This is a genomic window from Arthrobacter sp. E44 (assembly GCF_041877125.1).
Classification (GTDB): Bacteria; Actinomycetota; Actinomycetes; order Actinomycetales; family Micrococcaceae; genus Arthrobacter.
In genome coordinates this window covers 1-25,264 of record NZ_JBHDJA010000037.1, presented here as the reverse complement: position 1 = coordinate 25,264, position 25,264 = coordinate 1, and the positions used below count along the sequence as shown (strand labels likewise).

Here is a 25,264-nt window from a genome sequence, read left to right as displayed (position 1 = left end):
CGGTACTAATAGGCCAACAACTTACACCACACAGAACATACAAAACTCTGCTTGCGTCCACTATGTGGTTCCCAACCAACAACCCCCAACACCACGGGTTAATGGCACGGAACCAACAACTACATACAACAACACCACCAATGTTGTAACCACAGTCTTCCCACCCCCGGCAACACCCAGGGGGTTCGGGTGAAAAGGTTACGGCGGTCATAGCGTGGGGGAAACGCCCGGTCCCATTCCGAACCCGGAAGCTAAGACCCACAGCGCCGATGGTACTGCACCCGGGAGGGTGTGGGAGAGTAGGTCACCGCCGGAACATCATTAACTGGTCGAGGCCCCAACCACCACATGGTTGGGGCCTCCCACATTTAACAACCAAAAAGGGTACCGGGGCCGGCCCCCAGAAACCCAAGCTCACCTCCGGCGGGTAAAACACCAACCCCCGCTCACCTTTGACCGGTAAACGATCAACCCCAGCTCACTTCTGGCGGGTAAGCGATCAACCCCCGCTCACTTCTGGCGGGTAAACGATCAACCCCCGCTCACCTGGTAACGATGCCTTGAGAGCGGGCGCCCAGGGAAAACCTGCCAGACGCGAGCGGGCGTCGGGCGGGAACCTGCCAGACGTGAGCGGGCGTCGGGGGAGAACCTGCCAGAGGTGAGCCGGCGTCGCGGGAGAACCTGCCAGAGGTGAGCGGGCGCCGGTGAGGAAACCGGGCCGGGAGCGCAAAGTAGTCTCGACGGGGCGCGAATATGGCCCGGAATCGGTGATTAACCTCAAAAAGTCCCGGAAACACGCGGAATTTGCGGATCGGAAGGGCCCAAGCTGGTAAGTTTTCGGACAGTGGCCTGTGCGCATGCCGCGTGCAGGCTCCAGAATCAGAACCGTCCAGGAGGACATAAATGGCTAAGAACCGTAGTGAACTTGTTGCAGAGGTAGCAGGCAAGGCCGGCACCAGCCAGGCTGCCGTTAACTCCGTCCTCGATGCACTGTTCGAGGTTTTCGAGACTTCTGTCGCCGCCGGCGAGAAGATCACCATCCCGGGCTGGCTCGCAGTTGAGCGCACCGACCGTGCAGCCCGCACCGGCCGCAACCCGCAAACCGGCGAGACCATCCAGATTGCAGCAGGCCACAGCGTGAAGCTGACCGCAGGCTCCAAGCTGAAGGCTGCAGTCTCCAAGAAGTAGGCTTCCCCTGCCGGCATATCACCGGCCGGAACAGGAGCGGCAACCGAGAGGTTGCCGCTCCTTGCTTTTAACCCGGATTCGCGGCCTGGGCGGGCGTGGCGGACAATGGAATGGTGTCTTCTGCCGCAAAACCACGTTCCACCCCTCCCCAGACCGATCCCGGCAAGGGAGCTGCGGTCCGGGATGCCGGAACCCGGGGGATTACGCTGCCCTGGCAGCTTGCGGGCCTGGCGGCGCTCTTCCTTGGCCTCGCGGCAGCCCTGATCTTCTCCGGCGCCGCAGCGGCCCGCAGCGTTGCCGATCCCGGTGCACTGGTCCGGTGGGGCCTGCCGATCAGCAAGGCCATCCATAACATTTCGTTGGCGACCGTCGTCGGGGGCCTGGTCTTCGCCGTCGGCATCCTTCCGAAGAACCTCAACGCCCGGCACCACACCCCGCGAGGCCGGGGAACGGCAGCTTCAGGAGGCAGTGAAGCGCCGGAGCACCCCGCCTTCACCCGCGCGCTGGCGATAGCAGCTGTCGCCGGTGCGGTGTGGACCTTGTCCGCCATCGCAGTCCTGGTATTCACGTACGGCGACGTAGCAGGGCAGGGGCTGTCCGGTGATCCCGCCTTCACCCAGGCGCTGGTCTACTTCATGACCGATATTGAAACCGGCCGCGCATGGCTCGCCGTCATCATCATTGCCGCAGTGGTCACCACCGCGCTGTTCGGCGTCCGGTCCCTGGGCGGCCTGGCCCTCACCCTCATTCTGGCCCTGATCGGCCTGGTACCCACAGCCCTGATCGGCCACTCGTCAAGCTCTTCCGACCACGAAGGCGCCATCAACTCGCTCGGCCTGCACCTTGTGGGCGTGACCACCTGGGTGGGCGGCATCATCATCCTGGCCCTGCTCTCCGGCATCCTGACCGAGGCGAAGCCCGGCGCGGCAACTGACATCACCGAACCCACACTCCGGCGCTTCTCCAGCCTGGCCGGGTTCGCTTTCGTACTGGTCTTCGCCTCAGGCATCATCAACGCCAGCATCCGCGTCACCAGCTGGTCCGATCTCTTCGGTTCCGCCTACGGACAGCTGATCCTGGCCAAGACCGCAGCCGCGGTGGTGTTGGGCGGTATCGGCTTCATGCACCGGCAGTGGGTCATTCCGCAACTGGGACGCAAGGGCTCCACCCTGTCCTCCAGGCGCGTCCTGTGGCAGCTCATTGTCGCTGAACTGCTGATCATGGGCGCCACGTCCGGCATCGCCGTGGCCCTGGGCCGCTCAGCCCCGCCACAGCCCACCGAGCCCGCCCCCAACGCGTCACCCGCCTTCATCCTCAGCGGCTACGAGCTGCCGCCCGAACTCACGCCGGAACGCTGGCTCACCGAGTGGCGGCTGGACTGGATCTGGGTGGGCGTTGCCCTGTTCGGGCTGGTGACCTACTTCATGGGCGTCGCCAAGATCCGCAGGCGAGGCGACTCCTGGCCCTGGTTCCGGTCGCTGAACTGGGTCATTGGCCTGGTGGTGCTGACTTACATCACGTCCGGGCCGCCGTCGGTCTATGGCCGCATCCTGTTCTCCGCGCACATGGTGGACCACATGGCGCTGACCATGGTGGCGCCAATCTTCCTGGTGCTGGGCGCTCCGGTGACCCTGGCACTGCGGGCGCTGCCTGCCCGTGGCGACGGCTCCCGCGGCATGCGGGAGTGGCTCCTGGTCTTCGTGCACTCCAAGTTCTCGCAGCTGGTCACGCACCCGCTGTTCGCGGCGGCCAACTTTGCCGGCTCCATCGTGCTGTTCTACTACTCGGACCTGTTCGGCTTCGCCATGCGGGAGCACGTGGGCCATGAACTGATGAACCTGCACTTCCTGCTGACGGGGTACATCTTCGTGCTGACCATGATCGGCACGGACCCGCTTCCCCGCCGGGCGCCGTACCCCATGCGGCTGCTCCTGCTCCTGGCCACCATGGGCTTCCACGCCTTCTTCGGGGTCTCCATCATGGGCGGGACCGGGCTCCTGGCTGCGGACTACTTCGGCAACCTCGGCCGTGCCTGGGGCCCCTCGGCCCTGGCGGACCAGCAGGCCGGCGGCGCCGTGGCCTGGGGCATCGGTGAGGTGCCCACGCTGCTGGTGGCGATCGGCGTCGCCATTATGTGGTCCGGGTCGAGCCAGCGGGAGGCGACACGCGTGGACCGCGCGGCGGACAGGAATAATGACGCCGATCTAACCGCTTACAACGATATGTTTGCCAAATTGGCCGAACGCGATGCCAGGCTGGCTGAACGCAACAAGCTGGAAGGACGCTGATGAGCGAAACCGTACGCACGCATGCCCGGGTCCGGGCCTCCCAACTGGTGGGCCGCAACTGGTTGAACACCGGTGGCAAGACCCTTGACCTGGAGGCCCTGCGCGGCAAGATCGTGCTGCTCGATTTCTGGACCTTCTGCTGCATCAACTGCCTGCACGTCCTGGATGAGCTGCGCCCGCTGGAGCAGCAGTACTCCGATGTGCTGGTCACCGTGGGCGTCCACTCGCCCAAGTTCGAGCACGAGGCGGACCCGGTGGCGCTGGCCGCGGCCGTGGAGCGCTACGAGATCCACCACCCCGTGCTGGATGACCCCGAGCTGGACACCTGGAAGGCCTACACGGCCCGCGCCTGGCCCACCCTGGTGGTCATCGACCCGGAGGGCTACATCGTGGCCCACCTCTCCGGTGAGGGCCACGCGGACGGGTTGGCCGTCCTGATCCCCGAACTGATCGCCGAGCACGAAGCCAAGGGCACGCTGCACCGCGGCTCAGGCCCCTACGTGGCGCCCGAAGCGACCTCCGGCACCCTGCGCTTCCCCGGCAAGGCGCTCTTCCTGCCGCCGGGCCGCGGATCCACGGCCTTGGCTGGAACGTCCGACGACGGCACGCCAGCAGGTGCCGGAGCCGCCGTTGCTGCCGACAAGGGCTCCTGGCTGGTCACCGACACCGGGCACCACCGCCTGGTGGAACTAGGCACCGACTTCGAAACCGTCCTGGCCACCTTCGGCTCGGGCACCAAGGGCTACGCCGACGGTCCCGCCGCGGGGGACACCGCCAGCGCCCAGTTCAACGAACCCCAGGGCCTGGTCCTGCTGCCGGAAGACGTGGCAGCCAAGGCGGGCTACGACGTCGTCATTGCCGACTCGGTCAACCACCGCCTGCGCGGACTCTCGCTCACGGACGGCAAGGCCTCCACCCTGGCAGGCAACGGCATCCAGCGGCTGCTGGAAACCGGGCCTGCGCGCGTGGACGAGGAAGGCGCCGGCTTCAGCGGCTCACTGGGCAACGACCCGCTGGACGTTGCGCTGAGCTCGCCCTGGGACGTTGTGTGGTCGCGCAAGCTGAACGCGGTGGTAGTGGCCATGGCCGGCACGCACCAGATCTTCAGCTTTGACCCCGTCGCCGGTGCCGTGTCGATCATCGCCGGCAACGGTTTGGAAGGCCTCCTGGACGGACCGGCGCACGAATCCTGGTTCGCCCAGTCCTCTGGCCTGGCCGAAGACGCCGACGGCAACATCTGGGTTGCAGACTCGGAAACCTCCGCCCTCCGGAAACTGGTCATCGCCGACGGCGGCACCATCACCGTGGAGACCGCTGTGGGCAAGGGCCTGTTCGATTTCGGCTTCCGCGACGGCCCCGCCGCCGAAGCCCGGCTTCAGCACCCGCTCGGGGTGACTGTCCTGCCCGACGGCTCCGTGGCGATTGCCGACACCTACAACGGAGCCGTGCGCCGCTACGACCCCGCGTCCGGCACCGTGTCCACCCTGGCCCGCGGCCTCGCCGAGCCCTCCGACGTGATCGTGGACCACACGCAGTCCGCGGGATCGGAACCCCTGCTGGTGGTGGTTGAGGCCAACAAGCACCAGCTGGTGTACGTACCGATCCCCAAGGAAGCGCAGCAGGTGGACGAGGGCGCGTCCCAGACCCAGCGGCCCAAGAGCCCCGTGGCGCCCGGCACGCTGGACCTGACCGTCCGCTTCACGGCGCCCACCGGACAGAAGCTCGATGACCGCTGGGGCGACCCCACGCAGCTGAAGATCTCCTCCACCCCGCCCGAGCTGCTGGTCTCCGGCGGCGGAACCTCGGTGGGACTGCTGCGCACCCTGGAGCTGTCCGCGGACGTACCCGAGGGCGTGCTGCACATCACTGCCCGCGCCGCCGCCTGCGACGGCCCCGAGACCGAGGACGGCGAGATCCCGGACCACGCCGCCTGCCACCTTTACCAGCAGGACTGGGGCATCCCGGTGGTCCTGCAGGCCGACGGTGATACCGAGCTGGTGCTGGACCTGCGCGGCATGGACTGACCGCGTTCTTTCCTGCTGAACTGGCCCAGTTTTCAAGCTTTGAAAGCCTGAAGACGGGGCCAGTTCCGTTTCTGCGGCCCCAAAACCGGGCCAGTGCGCACAGCCCCTTGTCCACATAGCGCCCGTGACACCTGCCGACAGCCACTGGGGACAGACATTGTGGCGTCATGGACCCATCGGAAATCCTCAAATCCGCCGGAGGAGTGCTGCTGCGGCGCGACGTGGCTGCCGCCGGGGCGACGGAAACGGAGATCAGCCGCGCAGTTCGTGGCGGGCAGTTGGTGCGGTTGGAGCGCGGGCTGCTGGCCGTTCCGGGTGCTGATGCCGAGCTGGTGGGCGCAGGACTGGCTCGCAGCCTGCTGACGTGCGCATCTGCCGCCCCGCATTACGGTCTCTGGCAGCTTCAACCGGCTGCCCGGCCGCACTATTGGCAAAGCAACGGAAGACGTGCCGTCCGTTGTGTCAGCCACCGCCTTCCCCTGACGCAGAGGCCCCGTCATCGGACCCTTGCAGCACTTCCCGACGTCCTGCTTCACGCACTGCTGTGCCTGCCGGAACTCGAGTCGCTGGTCATGGTGGAATGCGCCTACAACAGAGGGGACATTGAGCCGTCCCTGCTGTTGCGCCACCTGAAGGGTAACCGGTCAGGCAAAGCACGCAATGTTGTGTCCAAGGTTGAACGCGGCGCAGACTCTCTCCTGGAAACCTTGGCCCGGGTGCTGTTCCGGGATGCCGGCATAGCCACCGAGACCCAGGTGTGGATTGAGGGAATCGGCCGCGTGGATTTCCTGCTGGAAGGGTTCCTCATCGTGGAAATTGACGGGCTCGCCTTCCATCTTGATGCCCGTCAATTCAAAAAGGACCGCCGCAGGGACAACATGGCCGTGCGTCACGGACTACCCGTACTCAGGTTCTTCTATAACGACGTGGTTTTCGCCCCGGAATCCGTACTGGCGCAGGTCCGGGAGGTCCTGGCTCGCGGGTCACTGCGGTGGCCGCAGCCGAACCAGCCCAGTTTTTGGGGCGGTTGGGCTTAGGACACTGAAGAACGCGGCAGGCATGGGTTCAAAACTGGGCCAGTCTGGCACAGCACCCTGAAGCAGGCCTAGAAGCTCAGCTGCGGAGTGACCTTGACCGTGTCACCCGTGACATCCAGGCGGGTGGTGAAGCTGAAGTCCACCTCTGCGTCCAGCGGGTACCAGGCCCCCGTGAACGAGTTCTGCTGCAGCGCTTCCACCTTGGCCTTGCCGTCCAGGGGCGCAACCACCCAGCGGCCGTCGAACGGCTCCACCGAGACGCCCGGGTATTCGGTCACGGTCCACCGGATGCTGCCGTCCTGGACCCGGTTGTTGCTGGCGTAATAGAAGGGACAGTCCGGCTGGAGTTTCTGTTCCTTGACCGCCTCCGCCGCGCAGCCGTCCAGGAACTCCCGGATCTTGGCGGCAACGTCGCTTTTCAGCTTGTCCGTGGCCTGGGTCAGCAGGTTGAGCGGGGCCACGGGGGCATCCTTGGAGGTGACCGTGGCGCGGGTGGCGGCAGCGGAGAAGTACTGTCCGTCCAGGGAGGCCTCGTACTGGCCGGGGTAGAACACGGCGAAGGAGTTGCGGCCGTTGGGCATGTTCACGGGAACACCGTTGACCTGGGCCTCGTTGCCGTTGACCACGGTGATGTCCACGGTGGGCAGCCGCGACGGCACGAACGCCCACGTGTTGAAGAACAGCCACTCGGTGCCGGTCTTTTGGAGCAGGAATTCCGTGTGCAGCCGGCTGCCGTCGATCGTGTAGTCCATGGGCACCATCACGTGGTTGTCCGGGCGTTCCTGCGGGTCCCCGATACTGATGTTGGAGAGCCGGGAAGCGGACGACTGCAGCCCCGGGCCGTCCAGCATCGCGGCGTTGCTGGGTGGAACGGTGGCCTTGAGGAGCCCCAGGGCACGCCCGCCGTCACCGCTCTTCAGCGCGTCCAGGTACTCCCGGACCGGCTGCTGCGGGCTGGCCACCGTGTTGTTCACAACGTTGATGGCCACGATGGCTCCGGCGACGGCAAGCATGAGGCCCAACAGCCATCCGGCCGCGATCCTCACCAACGCTTGACTCATCTGCACGTTCTACACAGTAACGTCAGTGCGGACGCACTCTAAAGTTGGTGTCCCCCTAATCAGACAGGCAACACCTACGTAACGCCCGACGGCGGGCCGCCGGGACAGCGGCAACAGGAGCCCTGGGCATCGGCCAGGGACAGCAGTTGCCGCCTGGGAAACGCGGGTCAGCGACGGCGGCGGCGGGATGACGTGCCGAACACTCCGCGAAGCAATTCGCGGCCCAGCTGCGTACCCATGGACCGTGCCATGCTCTTCAGCCCGCCGCCTAGGGCACCACCGAGGACCCCGCCCAGATCACCCATCATGCCGCCCGGCTCCGGCTCTGGGGACGACGGCTTCCTGGAGCGGGGCGCCTTGGCCCGGGGCTTGGACTCACGTGGCTCGCTGTAATCAGGGGTGCCGTACTGCACGTCGGAATCCTCTGGCGCCGGAACCGGGGCCTGCGGTGGCCTGCTGCTGGGCCGGCCCAGGATTTCCTCCTCGATCCTCCGTGCTTCAGCGTCCACGTCATAAGCGCCAGGAGCAGTTGGGGCACCGGCCGAAGCGCCGCCAGCAGGCTCAGAAGCCGCCGGACCCGTGGGCGCGGCCGCCTTGCCGTTCAGCTTCTCGTATGCGGAAGGGTTGTCCACCGCAGTTCCGTACTTGCCCAGCAGCGCCGAACCGGCCACGGTGCTGCGGACCAGGGCTTCGTCGCTGGGACCCATGACGGATTCGGGGGCGCGCAGCCGGGTGAGGGCCACCGGCGTGGGGGCGCCTTTTTCGTTCATGACGGTGATGACGGCCTCACCGATGCCGGCGGAGGTCAGGGTCTCTTCGAGGTCGTAGTCGCTCACCGGGAACGTGGACACCGTGGCCTTCAGTGCCTTGGCGTCCTCGGGGGTGAACGCGCGCAGGGCGTGCTGCACCCGGTTGGCCAGCTGGCCCAGGACGTCGGCGGGCACGTCCTTGGGCGTCTGGGTGACGAAGAAGATGCCCACGCCCTTGGACCGGATCAGCCGGACGGTGGTGGTGATGGCGTCCAGGAAAGCCTTCGTGGCGCCGTTGAAGAGCAGGTGCGCCTCGTCCAGGAAGAACACGAGCTTGGGCTTGTCCAGGTCGCCGGCCTCGGGGAGGTCCTCGAACAGGTCTGCAAGAAGCCACATCAGGAAGGTGGAGAACAGCATGGGCTTGGTCTGCAGGGTGGGAAGCTCCAGGCACGTGACCACCCCGCGGCCATCCGGGGCGGTGCGCAGCAGCTCCGCGGTGTCGAATTCCGGCTCGCCGAAGAACTTCTCCAGGCCCTTCGCCTCCAGGTTCACGAGCTCCCGCAGGATCACACCGGCCGTCGCCTTGGACAGGCCGCCGAGTTCCTCCAGCTTGTCCTTGCCCTCGTCCGAGGTGAGGAACTGGATGACGGCGCGCAGGTCCTTGAGGTCGATCAGCTCCAGGTCGTTCTTGTCCGCGAAGTAGAACACCAGCTGCAGGCTGGATTCCTGTGTGTCGTTCAGTTCCATGATCCTGGAGAGCAGGATGGGCCCGAATGAGGTCACCGTGGCGCGGACCGGGACGCCGTTGCCGTCGCCGCCCAGCGCCAGGAACTCCACCGGGAACGTCTTGCCCTCCCACGGCTGGCCGATGCTGTCCGTGCGGGCCTTGAGTTTGTCGCTCCCGACGGCGGCCGTCGCCAGGCCGGAGAGGTCGCCCTTGATGTCGGCCAGGAACACGGGGACCCCGGCGGTGGAGAGCTGTTCGGCCATCATGTGCAGCGTGACGGTCTTGCCGGTTCCGGTGGCGCCGGCCACCAGCCCGTGCCGGTTCATCATGGCCAGCGGCAGCCGCACCGGCGCGTCCTTGTGCAGTTCGCCGTCGATGATGGCGGCTCCCAGCTCGATGGTGGCGCCTTCCAGGGTGTAGCCCTTCTGGAGGGTGGCAAGCTTCTCTGCTGTGGTTTTGGTGGCCATGGCGCTAGCTTAGCGGCGGCTGCCCTGCCTGCCGGGAGACACCGCCGTCCAATTCTGCGGCGCCAGGTCCTTGGTGAACGCCAGCGGCCCGATGGTCTCCGGATCGGCGTCCACGTCGAACTGCGCCCGGTAGCCGGTGTTCAGGTAGAGGTGCTTGGCCTCGGGCTGCCGCGGACCGGTGGTGAGGTACAGCCGGGTGTAGCCGCGGGCGGCGGCCATGGCCTCGAGTTCGGCCAGCACAAAACGGCCCAAGCCACGACGCCGGTGGGCTGAGTGGGTCCAGATCCGTTTCAGTTCCGCGGTGGTGTCGTCGTACCGGCGGAACGCCCCGCCGGCGATCGACTCGCCGTCCTCCTGGATCACCAGGAGCGCGCCGTTCGGCTCCTCGAATTCCTCCGCCGGGTAGCGGTTCAGTTCCTCTGCGGCAGCGCTGCGCCCGAACAGGTCCCCGTAGCGGGTGTCATATTCGACGGCGAGCTCGTCCAGCAGCGGTCGGACCCGCGGATCGTGCATGGGCAGGCTGAGGACCGTAAGGCTGGCGGGATCGAGGGACCGGGGTTTGAGGTCGGGTTCTGCGGTCACGGATTCACTTCTTTCCAACAGCGGCTGGTTCTGGAGATATTGTCCCGGACGGCGGGGCGGCGGCATCCCGGGCAACGCCGAGGATGGTCCGGGCCAGGGCGTCGTTTTCCCGGAAGGGCGCGGCGTTGGTGTTGGGCCGGGCGAAGGCGCCCGCGCCCCAGCCGGACGTTCCCGGGCCAATGCCGAAGAGGTTGGGTTGGGGTTTGCCGTCGGCTCCCATCAGCCGGTGCTCACCGGAGACCAACAGCTTCCCGGTGGAGTGGACGCCGTCCGACGTCAGCAGCTGCTGCTCGCTTCCGAGTCCGCTTTCATACAGCGAGGCAAGCACGGGATTAAGCGAGCGGGCCACGGAGGTGGACGGAAGCCGCGCCTCGATCAACGCTTGGGCAGAAACGGAGACGCCTGACTGCGGTGAAGTGGCACGGAAAGTTCCACCCTCCTCGTCAAGAGTGACCTCCAGGCCGGGGCCCAGGAACTGCAGCAGACCAGCCCGGTGCAGCGCCAGCATCTCGCGCAGCCGGTGCGGCGGCGGCCCGGAATCAACAAAGCTGAAGAAGCCATGCCACCAGCCGTGGATGAGCTGCTGCGAGCGTGCGTTCAGCCGCTCCGCCGGAACCACCCGCCCCACCTCCATGTAGACGTGCAGCAGGGCCAGGAACAGGGCAAGGGTTTCCGGATGATCCGGGCTGTCCCGCAGGGCCAGGTCATTTTCGATGTACTCGGCCACCACATCCTGGACGGCCTGGTGCCCGTGGAAGCGAAGCCCGGCAAAGGGGCGGTCCAGCCGTTCCAGGTCCAGGTGCAGGCCCGCGTCCGGGACGGCGGCGGCCACCAGGTCCGCACGCTCGCCGCTGTACCAATCGAGGCCGGCGTACCGCGCGGCGAAGGAATCCCAGCCCATGGTTGCCCGCTCGGGGCTGCCGGTCAGGAGCTCGCGGTAGTAGTAATAGCCGGCTTCCTTGGCGATCAGCGGCCAGAGGTGCTCCCGGAAGTCCAGTTCGCCGTGCTGCTCCAGCAAGGCATCCACCGCCGCCGCCGTAAAGAACTGCAACGGCCCGGGTGCCTGTCCCCGCAGGACTGCGGAGATCTTCGAGTGGTACGGCACCCCGCGGCGCGACCCGGCCCACAGGCGTGGTTCCCGTCCCGACGGAACGTAGCGCAGCCCGCCGTCGTTCGTTTCCTGGAACCTGCCGCCGCGGCCTTCCATGAGGAGGGCCAGCAGGTCCACGAACGCCAGGCCCATTCCGGCGACGATCACGTCCTGCCCGGAGCCGATGGGGGAGTAATCGACGTCGGTGGTGTAGGCGGGTGCCGCGTGGTAGCCGCCGTACCGGGCGGCGAAGTCCGCGAAGCCGGCGGAGACGGCGTCCGGCTTTGAGTCGGTGTGGCCGAGGGCGGTGACCACGATGTCGGCGTGCAGGGTCCGGCCGTTGGCCAGCGCAACGTCGTGCCCGCCGCCCTCCGGCGCCGTGATGCCGACGGCGGTGGTGCGGTGGACGGTCACGCTGCGGCCCAGGGACCGTGCGGCGCGGCGGAAGAACCATTCGAGGTACTGGCTCTGCAGTTGCCGCGTGGGGAAGGTGGTGCCGGTCAGGGTCCGCAGCTGCTTCCACAGCGGCTGCGGGAAGTCCGGAACGTCGATGATGGAGGCGTCCAGCACGCCGGCGGCCCACTCGGCCAACCCGGGACCGGGGGCGGCGGGGCCGGCGCAGTCCACTGACTCGTCGGTGAACATGGTGATGTCCGCCGCCATCGAGTTGAGCAGGAGGCCGGGGTCCTGGTCGTAGCGCCAGATCCGGCCCGAGCCAGGGATGTGCGGCTCCACCACGTGGATCTGCAGCGGACCGGCGAAGACGTGCGGCCGGTTGGCTGCGATCCGTTCCAGCACGCCCGCCGTGCGCGGTCCGCCGCCGATGAAGACGATGGCCGGGATGGTGGCTGGCATGGGCGCTCCTGACGGCGGGGGTGGATTGGATGCCCATGCTAGGCAGCCGTGACGACGGCGGTCGAGGGCCTGGTCATGCCCGTTAACTCCGCGTCACAGCCGGTTAAACGACGCAAGAAAACGACTCATGACGCCGTGCGAACTCCGGTGAAGATATGCAACCTGCCGCCTTGCTGGCCCGTTCCACGCGGTCCTAGATTTGCAGCCAGCAGCGGGCCGCAAGGGCTCCACATCAGAGGCAACAGCCAAGGGCAACCGCCCGCACAAGGAATTCACGACAAGAATCGAGGTGGCGCATGAGTTCAGCAGCAACCAAGGTGGCGCAGTCACAACAACCGCAGCCCGCGGCGGAAGCGCCGCCAACCGGGCCTGGTGCCCCCGTCCGGCAGGCCACCGACTATTCGTCCTACCGGGTGGTGGCAGCAAAGCATCCGGGGCGCTGGGTGGGGACTGCCGTCGTCGCGCTTGGCGTCCTTGCCGTGGCCTGGTCCCTGGCCACCAACCCGCGCTGGGAGTGGGGCGTGGTGGCGCAGTGGTTCACCGCGCAGTCCGTGGTCAACGGGCTGGTGGAAACCCTGAAGCTGACCGCAATCTCCGGGGTCCTGGGCTTCGTGCTGGGCTTCATCCTGGCGCTGATGCGGCTATCTGCGTCGCCGCTGCTGGTCTCGGTGTCCTGGACGTTCTCCTGGATCTTCCGGTCCACGCCGCTGCTGGTTCAGATGCTGCTTTGGTACAACCTGGGCTACCTGTACGAAAAGATCAGCCTTGGCATCCCGTTCACCGATGTCCGGTTCTTCGAGGTGCAGACCACCACGCTGATCAGCCAGTTCGCGGCAGCGGTGCTGGGCCTGACCCTGAACCAGGCGGCGTACTCGGCCGAGATCATCCGCGGCGGCATCCTCTCGGTGGACCAGGGCCAGCTGGAAGCCGCGGCCGCGCTGGGCATCCCGGGCTGGCGCCGCTCCACCAGGATTGTCCTGCCGCAGGCCATGCGGGCCATCCTGCCCACGGCGTTCAACGAGATCATCGGCCTGGTCAAGGGCACCTCGATCGTCTACGTCCTGGCCTACTCGGAGCTGTTCTATACGGTGCAGGTCATCTACAACCGCACCCAGCAGGTCCTGCCGCTGCTTTTGGTGGCCACGCTCTGGTACATCGTCATCACGTCCGTGCTGAGCGTCTTCCAGTACTACATCGAACGGCACTACTCCAAGGGTGCGGTGCGGAACCTGCCGCTGACGCCCCTGCAGAAGGCCCGCAAATTCTTCGCCACCCACGCGGTGCCCAACCGGAGGAACTTCTGATGACTGAGACCCTTCCCGCCCCCACCGCCACCCGCGGCCTGGTGGAGATCACCAGCGTGCGCAAATCCTTCGGGCCCACCGAAGTCCTCAAGGGCGTCAGCCTCACCGTAGAGCCGGGCGGCGTGGCAGTGATCGTGGGCCCGTCCGGCTCCGGCAAGTCCTCCCTGCTGCGCACCATCAACCACCTGGAGAAGGTGGACGGCGGGTACATCGCCATCGACGGGCAGCTGGTGGGCTACGAGGTCCGCGGCGACCGGCTGCACGAGCTGCGCGAAAAGGAGATCCTCAAGCAGCGCACCGAAATCGGCATGGTGTTCCAGAACTTCAACCTGTTCCCGCACCTCACCGCCTTGGAGAACGTGGCGGAAGCCCCGGTCGTCGCGCAGGGACGATCCAAGGAGGAGGCCCGCCGCCGCGGCCTGGAACTGCTGGACCGGGTGGGCCTCAGGGACCGCGCCGGTGCCTACCCGCGGCAGCTCTCCGGCGGCCAGCAGCAGCGCGTGGCCATCGCCCGCGCCCTGGCCCTGGACCCCAAAATCCTGCTGTTCGACGAGCCCACCTCCGCCCTTGACCCGGAACTGGTCAACGAGGTGCTGGACGTGATCCGCGAACTGGCCAAGTCCGGCACCACACTGATCATCGTCACCCACGAAATGGGCTTCGCCCGCGACGTGGCGGACACCGTGGTGTTCATGGACCACGGCCAGATCGTGGAACAGGGCACCCCGCAGGACATTTTCAGCAACCCCCAGGAACCGCGCACCCGGAGCTTCTTCTCCAAGGTGCTGGAACCGGCCTACAACATCTAAAGGACTTCACCCCATGGCTTTCCCAACCAGCGGCCCACGCCGCAGCCGCGCACTCGCGGTGCTTCCCGCCGTCGTCCTTCTTGGCACCGGACTCCTTGGTACTGCCGCGCTCGCCGGCTGCGCCGACCCGGGCGCATCGGCCGCCGGCAATGCCAGCGGTGCAGCACAGACGACGGCGGCGCGCAACGGCGTGGTCTACAACACTTCGCCGGACCAGCAGCGGATCCGGGCAGAAAAGGACGCGGCGCTCGCCGCCAAGGTCCCGGGGCTGATCAGCAAGGACGGCAAGCTCACCATTGCCACCACGGCCGGCTCCATCCCGCTGTCCTTCCACGCCACGGACGACAAGACGCCCCTCGGCTCGGAGCTGGACATCGCCCAGCTGGTGGCGGACAAACTTGGACTGGAGCTGGACGTCCAGGTCACGTCGTGGGAGAACTGGCCGCTGAAGACCCAGTCCGGCGATTTCGAGGCCGTGTTCTCCAACGTGGGCGTGAACAAGGACCGGGTGAAGCTGTTCGACTTCGCCAGCTACCGGGCCGCGTACATGGGCTTCGAGGCCAAGAAGTCCTCCACCTACGACATCAAGGGCGCGGACGACATCTCCGGCCTGAAGATCTCCGTGGGGTCCGGCACCAACCAGGAGAAGATCCTGCTGGCCTGGAACAAGGAACTCGAGGGCAAGGGCAAACCGCCGGCAACGCTTCAGTACTACTCGTCCGACGCCGACACTATCCTGGCGCTGTCCTCCGGCCGGACCGACCTGAACATCGCACCCTACCCGTCCACGGTGTACCGGGAGAACACCCGCGACGACCTGAAGGTGGTGGGCAAGGTGAACGCCGGCTGGCCGTCCGAAACCCTGGTGGCCGCCACCACCCTGCGCGGCAACGGGCTGGCTCCGGTGATTTCCGAGGCACTGAATTCGGTGATCAAGGACGGCTCCTACGGCAAGGTGCTGGAGCGCTGGGGCCTGTCCGAGGAAGCGCTGCCCGAATCCAAGACCATTACGGCGGAGAACTTCGCGGCAACGCAGCCCGCTGCAACTCCCTCAGGGAAGGCATCATGACCGCATCATCCACTGGCACCGCCCTTGAGTCCTTCGACGCCGACTGGCAGGAATGGCATGCGGCCCACGAGCAGCACCGGGCTCACCCGCACGGTTTCCTGGCCGTGACCCACCTGCATTGGCTGGGCGACGAACCCACGCCGCTGGAAGGTGCCCCCGGTACCTGGAGCGTGGAGGCCGACGTCGTCCGCGTGGTTTTGGCGCCGGGTGACATTTTGCAGCAGGACGGCAGGGAGCTGAACACGCCGTCCGGCGCGACCCTGGAGTTCGGGCCGATCGAGGAGCGCGGCGGCATCAACCTGGTTTCCGGCGATTCAGTCATCGAACTGGCCAAGCGCGGCGGTGAGTACATCGTGCGGCCGCGTCATCCGGAAAACCCGCTCCTGCAGGAGTACCAGGGAACGCCCGCCTACTCGCCCGATGCGGCGTACGCGGTCCGCGGAACGTTCGTGCCGTTCGAGGCGCCGCGGCCCACCACCGTGGGTGCCGCCGTCGAAGGCATCCAGCATGTGTACGAGGCCCCGGGCGAGATCCGCTTCAAGCTGGCCGGCCAGGAGCTGGTGCTCACCGCGTTCAACGGCCATGCCCCGGGCTCCTTGTCCGTCCTGTTCACGGACCAGACCTCCGGCAAGACCACCTATGCGGCGAACCGCTCGCTTTCGGTGGTGCCCGGCGCGGACGGCTCCGTGCTGCTGGACTTCAACCGGGCCGTGAACCTGCCCTGCGCCTACACGGACCTGGCCACCTGCCCGCTGCCGCCGGCCGAAAACCGGCTGCCCGTGGCCATCGAGGCCGGCGAGAAGATTCCCTACGAACGTCAGGACCAGCAGTGAGTACTTTTCCCAGGCCGGGTTTCGTGGCCATCGAGCTCGACGGCGCCGGCCGGGACGGTGCGGACATCACCCGGGCGGTTCTGGCGGCCGAGTCGGCGGGCTTCCACGCCGCCACGTTCACCGATGCGCCTGCTCCGGGCCGGACGAACGCTTTGCAGCGCGCCGCGTTCGCCGGGCCCGTGACACGGACCATCGCACTGGTTCCCGAGGTGGACACTGTCTACACCGATCCGTTCCACGTCTCCACCCAGCTGGCCAGCCTGGACTATGTCTCCCTGGGCCGGGCCGGGTGGATCGTGGCCGTGGCCGAATCGCCCGAGGCGGCTGCCGCCGTCGGACGCTCCTCCGTAACCGGTGCCGCGCTGGGACAGGAAGCCGCTGCCTCCATCGAGGTGTCCCGGCGGCTGTGGGACTCGTGGGAGGACGACGCCGTGATCCGCGACGTCCCCACCGGCCGGTACATCGACGTGGACAAGCTCCACTATGCCGACTTCGAAACGCCTGCCGGTTTTGCCGGAGCCGGGTACTCCGTGAAAGGGCCGTCCATCATCCCGCGCCCACTCCAGGGGCAGCTGCCGGTGCTGGTGCCGGCGTCCCTGCTGGGGGAAGTTTCAGCTGAAGCCGTGGATGCGGTGCTGGTCTCCGCGCCCACTGCTGAACTGCTGGCGGCCGAGGTCCGGGATGTACGGGCGCGGGTGGGTGGAGGCGTCGCCATTGTTGCCGAGCTCGACGTCGTCCTGGACGCACATGGGCAGGCTGCGGGTTCACGGGTCGCAACGTTCGACGGCGGCCGGGCGGCTTTTGCGGGTTCCGCGGCGGGGCTCACGGACTTCCTGGCGTCCCTGCTGGCGGAGGCCGACGGCGTTCGGCTCCACCCGGCGTCGCTCTTTGTCGACCTTGAGGAACTCAGCCGGCTGGTGCTGCCGGAGCTGCGCCGCCGCGGGTTGCTCCGTCCGGTGGTCCAGGACGGGACCTTCCGCGACGTGCTGGGCCTGGAGCGCCCGGCCAGCCGTTACGCATCTGCCACCGCTGCGCCTCAGGGCGCGGGAAAGTAAGGGGAAACACCATGACGCAGCACAGCCGTGCTAAATCCGATGTTTTTGTGCCGAGCGGCCAGATCCAGTTCGGCGTCTTCTTCCAGGGCGTCAACTCCGGCACTATCTGGAAGGCGCCGGAATCCGGATCACAGACAGACTTCGAGTCCTTCCGCCGCATCGCACAGACCGCCGAGCGGGGCCTCTTTGCCGCGTTCTTCCTGGGGGAGGGGCTGCGCCTGCGCGAGCACCTGGGCCGCCCGCACGCCCTGGATGTGGTGGGCCGGCCGGACGCACAGACCATGCTTGCCGCCCTTGCGTCCGTCACGGAGAACATCGGCCTGGTGGCCACGCAGAACACCACCTACAACGATCCCGCGGACCTGGCGCACCGGCTCGCCTCGCTGGACCTGATCTCCGGCGGCCGCGCGGCGTGGAACATCGTGACCACGGACAACGCGTGGACCGGGGCGAACTTCCGCCGCGGCGGCTACCTGGACCACGCCGACCGGTACAAGCACGCTGAAGCGTTCGTGGAGACCGCCAAACGGATCTGGGACTCGTGGGAAACTCCGGAAGGGCCCGCCCGGCGTGTGCTGCACGAGGGCCAGCACTACACGGTGGATGTGACGCCGCGGCTGCCGCGCAGCGCCCAGTACCGGCCGGTGCTCTTCCAGGCCGGCGATTCGCCCGAGGGACGCAACTTCGCCGCCCGGCAGGCGGACGTGATCTTCTCGGCCCATCCCAAGTTCGACGCCGCCGTGGAGTTCCGGAAGGACCTCGTGGCGCGGTCCATCGCCGCCGGCCGTGGGGCAAACGCGGTGCAGATCATGCCCGCGAGTGAATTCATCCTCGCCGCCACTGCCGAAGAAGCGCTGGAGAAGAAGGACTGGGTGCGGAGCCTGCAGATCGGACCGCAGCAGGCCGTCGCCTACCTTGAGCAGTTCTGGGGACGCGAGCTGTCCGAATACGATCCGGACGGGCAGCTGCCGGAGATCGATCCCGTGGTGGAGGAAACCTCGGAGACCCGGGGCAGCGGTTTCCACGGCGCCAAGGCCCGGCAGTTGGCGGACCAGTGGCGGGCCGAGGCCAAGGACAAGGGGCTGTCCATCCGGCAGTTTGTCACCTCCAAGACGGCGCGGATTGATTCCACCTTCACCGGTTCCTACACGGCGGTGGCGGACCAGCTGGCCGAGTACGCGCGCGTTGGCGCGGTGGACGGGTTCAATATCTCCCCGTGGCTGATTCCCACCGGCCTGGACGACATCGTGAACCACCTGGTGCCGGAACTGCAGGAACGCGGCGTGTACCCCACCGAATACCGCGGCAGCACGCTCCGCGAGCACCTGGGGCTGGAGACGCCGGAGCGTACGGTGGCTGAGGCTGCCCAGGCGGTTCGCGCCTGATGCACTGGGCTGGGTTTGCTGCCTGGGCCGGTCTTGCTGGAAGGGTCGACGACGGCGCTGAGGTGGGCGCCGCCGTCGACCCTTCCGTGGGTGCGTCCTCCCACACCGTCAGGCTGCAGCTGACGGTGTGGGAGCAGTGGCTGTAGAGCCCGTGATGTCAGGCGTGTGGCCGGCTACAGGATGCCTGTGGGCACAAGGAGCGCCCATGCCATGGCCGGGGCAGCCAGGACAACCGCCCCGGCATAGAACATGAGCTGGCGGTAGACCCGCTGCCGGTCGTCCTCCCGGGCGTTGGCCACCACCAGGGCGCCATCGGTGGAGAAGGGCGAAACGTCCACGACCGTCGCCGCGATGGCCAGGGACGCGACGGTTCCGGAGGCGCTGAGGCTGCTGGCGGCCAGGAGCGGGCCGGCCATCGGGATGAACGCGGTGAGTAGCGCGGTGGACGACGCGAAAGCCGAGCCGACGCCGATGACGTAGCACAGGACAAGTGCGATGAGCAGGGGTGCGCCGAGTGCCAGCGCCTGCTGGGCCAGCGTGTCGATGACGCCGACGCGCTGGAGCAGCGAGACGTAGGTGATCATCCCTGCCACCAGCAGGACCGTGGACCAGGAAATACCGCCAATGAACGTGCGGTGCTCCTTGATGTTGACCAGCGCCAGCAGGAGGCCGGCGGAGAGGGCCACGAACCCAATCGGCAGGTGAAAACCCAAGGTGCACACCAGCAGCCCCAGTATCAGTACCAGGGTGAGGACCTGCTGGCCGTGGGGCCGGATGGCCGCGGCGGGGCCTTGCAGCATGCCGGCGCCGCCGCGGGAATCATGCAGCCGCCGCATGAGGACGAACGCGATGATGGTCAGCACGGACAGGATGAGGTTGAGCGCGAAGCTGGCGGCGAACAGCGCCATCGGGGAAACCGGGAAGCCGTTCTTCACCGAAATGTTGTGGACCAGCACGCCGGCCACGGACAGCGGGGAGAAGCCGCCCGCGTGGGCCCCGTTGATGATGAACGCCCCCATGAGTACGGGGTGGAGGCGCGATTCGTAGGCGAAGCCCATGGCCGCCGGGGCAAGGAGCGCGACGGCGGCGGGAGAGAACGTGCCAAGGGACGTCAACACAGCGGCCACGAGGAAGAAGACCCACGGCAACAGCATCGTCCGCCCCCTGACCAGCCGCACGCATGCCTGGACAATGATGTCGATGGTGCCGTTCCGTTGGGCCATGCTGAAGAAGTAGGTGACGCCGATGATCGTCAGGACGATGGCGGCCGGAAACTCGGCAAGGATCTCAATGTCGGTCATGCCAAGCATGAAGTAGCCGACGCCGAACGAGGCCACCAGTCCCATCACGCCAATGTTCAGCGGCCACTTGGTGGCAACGATGAACATCACCACCAGGATGACGAGCGGGATGATTTGGGTGGCTGTCATGGCCTGCTCCGATGTCGTGGTGACCGCTGGTTTGGCGACGACGTTACCCCACAACGGCGGTTCGCCCGGGGCGTGGCGCCCCGGGCGAACCGCGGTGGTATTCATTTTGCGCAGGCGGTCAGTGTGCCAGGGCAGGCTCGGCGAGCTGCACCTTTTCTGCTTCGGTGGGCACGAAGCCGGCCTGGAGTTCGGAACGGAGCTTGGCCATGTCCAGCTCGCCCTGCCATTTGGCAATTGCCACGCAGGAGACGATGTTGCAGACCGTGCTGGTGAGGGCTCGGGCCTCGCTCATGAAGCGGTCGATGCCAACGATGAGGGCGACGCCGGCCACGGGGAGGGTGGGCATGACGGTCAGGGTCGCCACCAGGGCCACGAATCCGCTGCCGGTGACACCGGCCGCACCCTTGGAGGTCAGCAGCATCATGCCGAGCATCAGCAGGATCTGGCCCCAGTTGAGGTGGATGTCGCAGGCCTGGGCGATGAACATGGAGGCGAGGGTGAGGTAGATGGCCGTTCCGGTGAGGTTGAAGGAGTAACCGGTGGGAACCACCAGTCCCACAACGCTGCGGTCGCAGCCGATCCGTTCGAGCTTGGAGAGCAGGCGCGGCAGGACGGGTTCGCTGGAGGACGTGGCAAGGACGATCAGGAACTCGTCCTTGAAGTAGCGCAGGATCTGCCACAGGCTGAAACCGGTCATCTTGGCCAGGACACCCAGGCCCACCACCACGAAGACGATGCAGGCGGCGTAGAAGGCAAGGATCAGCATGCCGAGGTTTCCAATGGAGTGCGCGCCGTACTTGCCAACCGTGAATGCCATGGCCCCGAAGGCTCCCAGCGGGGCTACCTTCATGATGTAGCCGAACATGATGAAGAGCAGCTTGTTGAAGCTGTTGACCACGTCCAGGGCCAGCTTCCCGGGTGCACCGAGCTTGCTGAAGGCAAAGCCGCACAGTAGCGCAATGACCAGCACGGGCAGGACCTCACCGTCGGCGAAGGCGCCAACGAAGGTGGTGGGGATGATGCTCAGGATGAAGTCCACCGGGTTGCTGCTGGGCAGCTGCGTGGTGTACTTCTGGGCCACCGAAGAGTCCAGGTGCGTGGGATCAATATGCATGCCGGCGCCGGGCTGGAACAGCGTCACCGCGGCCAGGCCCAGGGCCAGGGCGAGTGCCGTCAGTGCGTAGAAAAGGCCCAGCGAACGGATCAGGGTGGGGCCCACCTTCTTGGTGTCCCGCAGGGAGGTGATGCCTCCCACGATGGTGCAGAACACGATGGGGGCGATCATGAACTTCACGAGTTTCACGAAGCCGTCACCGATGGGCTTGAGGGATGCGCCGAGATCCGGCCACAGTGCGCCTACAACGACGCCGAGGGCGACTCCGATGAGTACCTGGACATACAGGTGTCCGAGGATGGATTTGATCTTCATTGAACAACTTCCTGGTTGTTGCGGCCCCATTAATAATGGGGCAAAGAGATAAGGGTTTTAGGCGGACAGCTCAGCGGGCTGGGCCACGTCGATGTCTGCGGTAGCGATGTGCCGGGCCGCCCGGTGGAGGGCCACTTCGGTGACGGCGCCTGTGTCATCGGAAATGATGTCGGCGGTGATCACGCCGGCAGGCGTCCCTATCCGCAGCACACGAAGACTTCCGGTGCTGGTGGAGGGTGATAGTCCCGCTGCATTGGCCACTACCGATGACTCCAGCGAGGCTGCAAGGGCAACTGCCACGGCTGAGGTCAGGCCGATGGCAGGGTGCGGCGCGAGCATGGACAGCATCCGCACCCGCACGTCGTGGCTGTCGGCAGGAATGGTTGTTCCGTCGGCTGCGATGTAGTCGCCGGCAGGCGCTACAACACCCACTTTCGGTACAGCGTTCTGCGGCGGATCCTCCGGCTTCCGCAGGCCCATGATGAGGCCTGCCGACGCGCGGGCTGCAATGAGCGTGGGCAGCTGCGCGCTGAGGTTATCCGTCATCGAGGAAAGATCGACGCCGGCTTCCTCGGCTGGGAGGAGCACGGCGGGGGCGCCTGCATCCACCATCGTGGCACTGAGCGTCTTGCCCTCCACCTGGAGCTGGTCCACCGTGTTGCCGGTAGGCAGCACAGACCCCGTGCTCTTGCCCCAGGGGCTGTGGAAGGAGAGATTGACGGGAACACCCGCTGCGCTGCTGCCGGGAACCCGCGCCAAACCTGACTTGGGGATGCGCCCTCCCGGGGTGGGTACGCTTCCGGTGAGCACCGCCCCGGAGGACAGATGGCGCATGCGGACCTTGGTCATGCCGTCCTGGGCGGCAACGATGCCCGACTGGACTGCGAACAGCGCAATGGCCGTGGCGCAGTTGCCGCAGTTGGAACCCAGCTCAACGGTAGGGTCACCGATTCCCACCTGGGCAAAAAGGTAGTCAAGGTCTGCCTCGGTGTCAGGAGTTGCCCAGATGACTGCAGCCTTTGACGTGGTGGACGTGCCGCCCCCGACGCCGTCCAGCTGCCGCGCATCCGCTGCGCCGAAAGCTGCTGACAGCAGTGCGGGGATTTCCTCGCGGGTGGGGGCATGGAGGGCCACGTCCCTGGCATCGAAGAGCCAGCACTTGCTGGTGCCGCCCCGGTACCAATGTCCTTTGAGTCCCACTGTATTTCTCCCTTGTAACGTGCAGGGTGCTCTACTTCACAGCACCTCGTACTTCTACGATCCGGGATAAGAGGCTTCAGCACAATCACAAGAAAATCGACAAGTGTCTACTTTTGCTAAACTCAACCTATGGCAATCCTCGACCTTCACCGGCTTCATGTGCTTCGTGAAGTGGGCCGCTCCGGCTCGCTGACATCCGCTGCTGCGGCCCTTTCGTTCACGACCTCGGCGGTCTCGCAGCAGATAGCCAAACTTGAGCAGGAGATGGGCGTGGTCCTCATCGAACGCCACCCCCGGGGTGTGGTCCTGACCGAAGCGGGACACGCCCTCCTGCATTACGCGGATGAGATCGACAGGACCGTTGAAGCTGCCCGCGCCGAAATGGGGGAGTTCGCGGGCCTTCGACGGGGGCAATTGCGACTGGGGACTTTCCCCACCGTGGGAGCATCGCTGATGCCGGACGTTGTGCTGGCGTTCCGGGCCCGGCACCCTGAGGTGGCGGTAACGGTTGTCAGTGCCAGGCGGGACGGCCTGCTGGAACGGCTTCGGCGACGGGAAATCGAACTCACGCTGCTGTGGGACTATCCGTGGCAGCAGATCGACGATCCCGATTTGACCCTGGTCAGGCTGATGAATGATCCAACGGTGCTGCTGGTACCGCGTGACCACCCCATCGCGAAACTGGCCTCGGTCCGCATCGGCGCACTGAGCGACCAGGAATGGGTGGTGCGCGACGAGCACCCCGTTGCCGACGTCCTCAGCCGGGTGTGCCGTGACGCAGGGTTCGAGCCGCGGATCGCGTTCGCAGCCAACGATTACCAAGAGACGCAAGGCATGGTGGCTGCAGGCATCGGAATCGCCCTGGCGCCCAAGCTGGCGCTGACCGCCCTCCGCCCCGACGTCGTCGCGGTCCCCTTGGCTGGATCCCCAAAGCGCCGGATCCTCCTTGCCCACTTGGCAAACCGGAGGCTCAGCCCCGCCGCGCAGCAGGCCACGAAGGTGTTCCAGTCCATCGCGAAGGGGCAGTCCTCCTGACCGAGAGCGGCCGCGGTTCGGAGAAGAGTTAGGCCCCTGCCGTGCAGGAGCCCGGTGTTTGTGCACGACTGTATACAATGGTGTGCGTACTCCAACGTAGAAGAGGAAGCATTGGCCACCCCCATCCACCAGCGGCTCCGCGAAGACGTCCTGGCAAGTGTCTTCGCCCCGGACGAGCCCCTCACCGAGGCCAAACTCACGGAACGTTACGGTGCTTCGAGAACTCCTGTCCGCGAAGCCCTTCAGCGGCTGGAGCAGGACGGGCTCGTCGAACGTCGCGGCAAGGCAGTGGTGGTCCGCACGCATTCGGCTGAGGAGATCATCGATATCTACGAGTCGAGGATCATTCTGGAGCAGGCCGCCGCCGCCAAGGCCGCCGTCAAGGCAACAGCCCTGGACCGTCAACTGCTCACGGGGCTGCTGACGCAGATGCAGCAGCTGGATGCCGGCGACGGCCGGGCACTCGCGGAAACCAACCGCGCCTTCCACGCCCAGCTGTGGCACGCCACCCACAGCCCGTCGCTCATCAGCCTGCTGGAGCGCCTGGACCAGCAGGTGCGCCGGTACACCCTCACTACACTGACCTACCCCGGAAGGTGGCCGGTGGTGCTGGCAGACTACGCCGACCTGCTGGCCGCCATCGGGGACGGCGAGCCCGGACGCGCGGGGGAGAGCGCCGCCCGCCACATGTCGGACGCTTTGGCCATCAGGTTGAAGATGTACGCCGAGGATCCCAGGACGCTCTAGGCCGCACCCGCGGCCTGGCAGTGTCCCCTACAAGACCCGCCGGCCGATGTTCCTGCATACTCCATCGCAACAGGAAACCCGAAAGTCGGGCGCAGGACGTCAGCCGGCGCAAGAGGTGGGGCAGGCTCCAATGAGCCTGCCCCACCTTGCTTTTCAGGTGCCTGCTGCACGTGGTCAGCCTGCTAGAACGTACGACGGCGGCGGCCAGGCGAGTGCCGCCGTCGAACCCTCCAGGGGTGCTTCCCTTTGGAAGCGTCCGGCTGTGGGCTCTGGCGGGGCAAAGCCGGGCGGATTAAGCTCTCCCGCATCAACCCGCGCATTGTGAAGGGACCAATGATGAAACTGAGCCACATTCCCCTCCGCCTGGCCACCGGAGCGTTCATCTTCAACGCCGGCTACAGCAAGCGGAACCTGGACAAGGACAGCGCCGCCCGACTGCAGGGCATGGGCGCCAAGGTGTATCCGCAGCTGAACCGGATGGAGCCGGAAAACTTTGGGAAGCTGCTCAGCTATGCCGAGATGACCCTGGGCGCAACACTCCTGGCACCGTTCGTGCCGAGCCGGCTGGCGGGGCTGGGCCTTGGCCTCTTCTCCGGCTCCCTCCTCACCATGTACCGACGAATCCCGGAGATGACCCTGGAGGACGGGATCCGGCCAAGCCAGCAAGGCACTGCGCTGGCAAAGGATGTGTGGATGTTCGGAATTGCCCTGGCGCTGATCCTGGACCGGAAAGGTTCTCCGACGCGAGGTGGCAGCCGGCCCCTGGCTCGCATGGCCTCCTAGGTGTATTGACCACGGAGGTTAGGAACATGCGGCGTGGTTAGGTGACAAAAAGAAGACCTCCAAGTGGAGTGGGGCTTGTCTAAGAGTCCGATCCACAAGGAGGTCTTCAATGTCCCA

Annotated in this window: 21 protein-coding genes and 1 rRNA gene; 15 read left to right on the top strand and 7 right to left on the bottom strand. The window is 66.5% G+C overall.

All coding sequences use genetic code 11. From position 1 onward, the window contains the following. Positions 1-199 precede the first annotated feature (199 nt). From rrf to ACETK3_RS20585, 5 genes are all read left to right on the top strand, one after another. Positions 200-316: ribosomal RNA gene (gene rrf / locus ACETK3_RS20605) — 5S ribosomal RNA — on the top strand. A 587-nt stretch (positions 317-903) separates the two neighbouring features. Continuing rightward, positions 904-1,188, top strand: a complete 285-nt coding sequence (locus ACETK3_RS20600; protein ID WP_011693739.1) for an HU family DNA-binding protein — start codon at positions 904-906, stop codon at positions 1,186-1,188. A gap of 110 nt (positions 1,189-1,298) precedes the next feature. Then, on the top strand, positions 1,299-3,476 hold the full coding sequence (locus ACETK3_RS20595) for a cytochrome c oxidase assembly protein (protein WP_373993528.1): 2,178 nt from the start codon (positions 1,299-1,301) through the stop codon (positions 3,474-3,476). Then, a complete protein-coding gene (locus tag ACETK3_RS20590) occupies positions 3,476-5,500 on the top strand; it encodes an NHL domain-containing thioredoxin family protein (protein WP_373993527.1) in 2,025 nt (674 codons plus the stop codon). Before ACETK3_RS20595 ends, ACETK3_RS20590 begins: the two co-directional genes overlap by 1 nt. A 167-nt stretch (positions 5,501-5,667) precedes the next feature. After that, a complete protein-coding gene (locus tag ACETK3_RS20585) occupies positions 5,668-6,537 on the top strand; it encodes a type IV toxin-antitoxin system AbiEi family antitoxin domain-containing protein (RefSeq protein WP_373993526.1) in 870 nt (289 codons plus the stop codon). 68 nt (positions 6,538-6,605) lie between these two features. On the opposite strand, the gene ACETK3_RS20580 is transcribed toward ACETK3_RS20585, so the two are convergent. The 4 genes from ACETK3_RS20580 to ACETK3_RS20565 form a co-directional block, all read right to left on the bottom strand. Continuing rightward, positions 6,606-7,598 (bottom strand): hypothetical protein, encoded by a 993-nt coding sequence (locus ACETK3_RS20580; protein WP_373993525.1) that lies wholly within the window; start codon positions 7,596-7,598, stop codon positions 6,606-6,608. 167 nt (positions 7,599-7,765) lie between these two features. Continuing rightward, positions 7,766-9,541: a helicase HerA-like domain-containing protein gene (locus tag ACETK3_RS20575; RefSeq protein WP_373993524.1), complete on the bottom strand. Its 1,776-nt coding sequence runs from the start codon at positions 9,539-9,541 to the stop codon at positions 7,766-7,768. A gap of 9 nt (positions 9,542-9,550) precedes the next feature. After that, on the bottom strand, positions 9,551-10,123 hold the full coding sequence (locus ACETK3_RS20570; protein ID WP_237429200.1) for a GNAT family N-acetyltransferase: 573 nt from the start codon (positions 10,121-10,123) through the stop codon (positions 9,551-9,553). Between the two features lie 4 nt (positions 10,124-10,127). Beyond that, positions 10,128-12,068: an FAD/NAD(P)-binding protein gene (locus ACETK3_RS20565; RefSeq protein ID WP_373993523.1), complete on the bottom strand. Its 1,941-nt coding sequence runs from the start codon at positions 12,066-12,068 to the stop codon at positions 10,128-10,130. Between the two features lie 296 nt (positions 12,069-12,364). Here ACETK3_RS20565 and ACETK3_RS20560 point away from each other — a divergent pair, with 296 nt between their 5' ends. The 7 genes from ACETK3_RS20560 to ACETK3_RS20530 are packed head-to-tail and all read left to right on the top strand — an operon-like array spanning position 12,365 to position 18,669. Then, positions 12,365-13,372: an amino acid ABC transporter permease gene (locus tag ACETK3_RS20560; protein ID WP_236820768.1), complete on the top strand. Its 1,008-nt coding sequence runs from the start codon at positions 12,365-12,367 to the stop codon at positions 13,370-13,372. Next, positions 13,372-14,181 carry an amino acid ABC transporter ATP-binding protein gene (locus ACETK3_RS20555; RefSeq protein ID WP_373993522.1) on the top strand — a complete coding sequence of 270 codons (810 nt, stop codon included), beginning with the start codon at positions 13,372-13,374 and terminating at the stop codon, positions 14,179-14,181. The genes ACETK3_RS20560 and ACETK3_RS20555 overlap by 1 nt, the downstream gene beginning before the upstream one ends. Before the next feature lie 13 nt (positions 14,182-14,194). Continuing rightward, positions 14,195-15,250 (top strand): transporter substrate-binding domain-containing protein, encoded by a 1,056-nt coding sequence (locus tag ACETK3_RS20550; protein ID WP_373993521.1) that lies wholly within the window; start codon positions 14,195-14,197, stop codon positions 15,248-15,250. After that, on the top strand, positions 15,247-16,083 hold the full coding sequence (locus tag ACETK3_RS20545; protein WP_237429196.1) for a DUF1684 domain-containing protein: 837 nt from the start codon (positions 15,247-15,249) through the stop codon (positions 16,081-16,083). Before ACETK3_RS20550 ends, ACETK3_RS20545 begins: the two co-directional genes overlap by 4 nt. Then, positions 16,080-17,138 (top strand): LLM class flavin-dependent oxidoreductase, encoded by a 1,059-nt coding sequence (locus tag ACETK3_RS20540; RefSeq protein ID WP_373993520.1) that lies wholly within the window; start codon positions 16,080-16,082, stop codon positions 17,136-17,138. Before ACETK3_RS20545 ends, ACETK3_RS20540 begins: the two co-directional genes overlap by 4 nt. 11 nt (positions 17,139-17,149) lie before the next feature. Continuing rightward, a complete protein-coding gene (locus tag ACETK3_RS20535; RefSeq protein ID WP_373993519.1) occupies positions 17,150-18,523 on the top strand; it encodes an NtaA/DmoA family FMN-dependent monooxygenase in 1,374 nt (457 codons plus the stop codon). After that, positions 18,523-18,669, top strand: a complete 147-nt coding sequence (locus ACETK3_RS20530) for a hypothetical protein (protein ID WP_373993518.1) — start codon at positions 18,523-18,525, stop codon at positions 18,667-18,669. The genes ACETK3_RS20535 and ACETK3_RS20530 overlap by 1 nt, the downstream gene beginning before the upstream one ends. A gap of 27 nt (positions 18,670-18,696) precedes the next feature. On the opposite strand, the gene ACETK3_RS20525 is transcribed toward ACETK3_RS20530, so the two are convergent. From ACETK3_RS20525 to ACETK3_RS20515, 3 genes are all read right to left on the bottom strand, one after another. Next, entirely contained in the window at positions 18,697-19,953 is a 1,257-nt protein-coding gene (locus ACETK3_RS20525; protein WP_373993517.1) for an SLC13 family permease, read from the bottom strand. Between the two features lie 118 nt (positions 19,954-20,071). After that, positions 20,072-21,382 (bottom strand): C4-dicarboxylate transporter DctA, encoded by a 1,311-nt coding sequence (dctA, locus tag ACETK3_RS20520; RefSeq protein WP_237429192.1) that lies wholly within the window; start codon positions 21,380-21,382, stop codon positions 20,072-20,074. A 57-nt stretch (positions 21,383-21,439) separates the two neighbouring features. Next, on the bottom strand, positions 21,440-22,582 hold the full coding sequence (locus tag ACETK3_RS20515; RefSeq protein ID WP_373993516.1) for a PrpF domain-containing protein: 1,143 nt from the start codon (positions 22,580-22,582) through the stop codon (positions 21,440-21,442). A gap of 129 nt (positions 22,583-22,711) precedes the next feature. Between ACETK3_RS20515 and ACETK3_RS20510 the strand changes: the two genes are divergently transcribed. From ACETK3_RS20510 to ACETK3_RS20500, 3 genes are all read left to right on the top strand, one after another. Then, the gene (locus tag ACETK3_RS20510; RefSeq protein WP_373993515.1) at positions 22,712-23,617 is read left to right on the top strand and encodes a LysR family transcriptional regulator; all 906 of its coding nucleotides are present in this window, start codon (positions 22,712-22,714) and stop codon (positions 23,615-23,617) included. A 111-nt stretch (positions 23,618-23,728) separates the two neighbouring features. Continuing rightward, positions 23,729-24,364 (top strand): GntR family transcriptional regulator, encoded by a 636-nt coding sequence (locus ACETK3_RS20505; protein WP_373993514.1) that lies wholly within the window; start codon positions 23,729-23,731, stop codon positions 24,362-24,364. Between the two features lie 333 nt (positions 24,365-24,697). Beyond that, on the top strand, positions 24,698-25,147 hold the full coding sequence (locus ACETK3_RS20500) for a hypothetical protein (protein WP_336886856.1): 450 nt from the start codon (positions 24,698-24,700) through the stop codon (positions 25,145-25,147). The last annotated feature ends 117 nt before the right edge of the window (positions 25,148-25,264 follow it).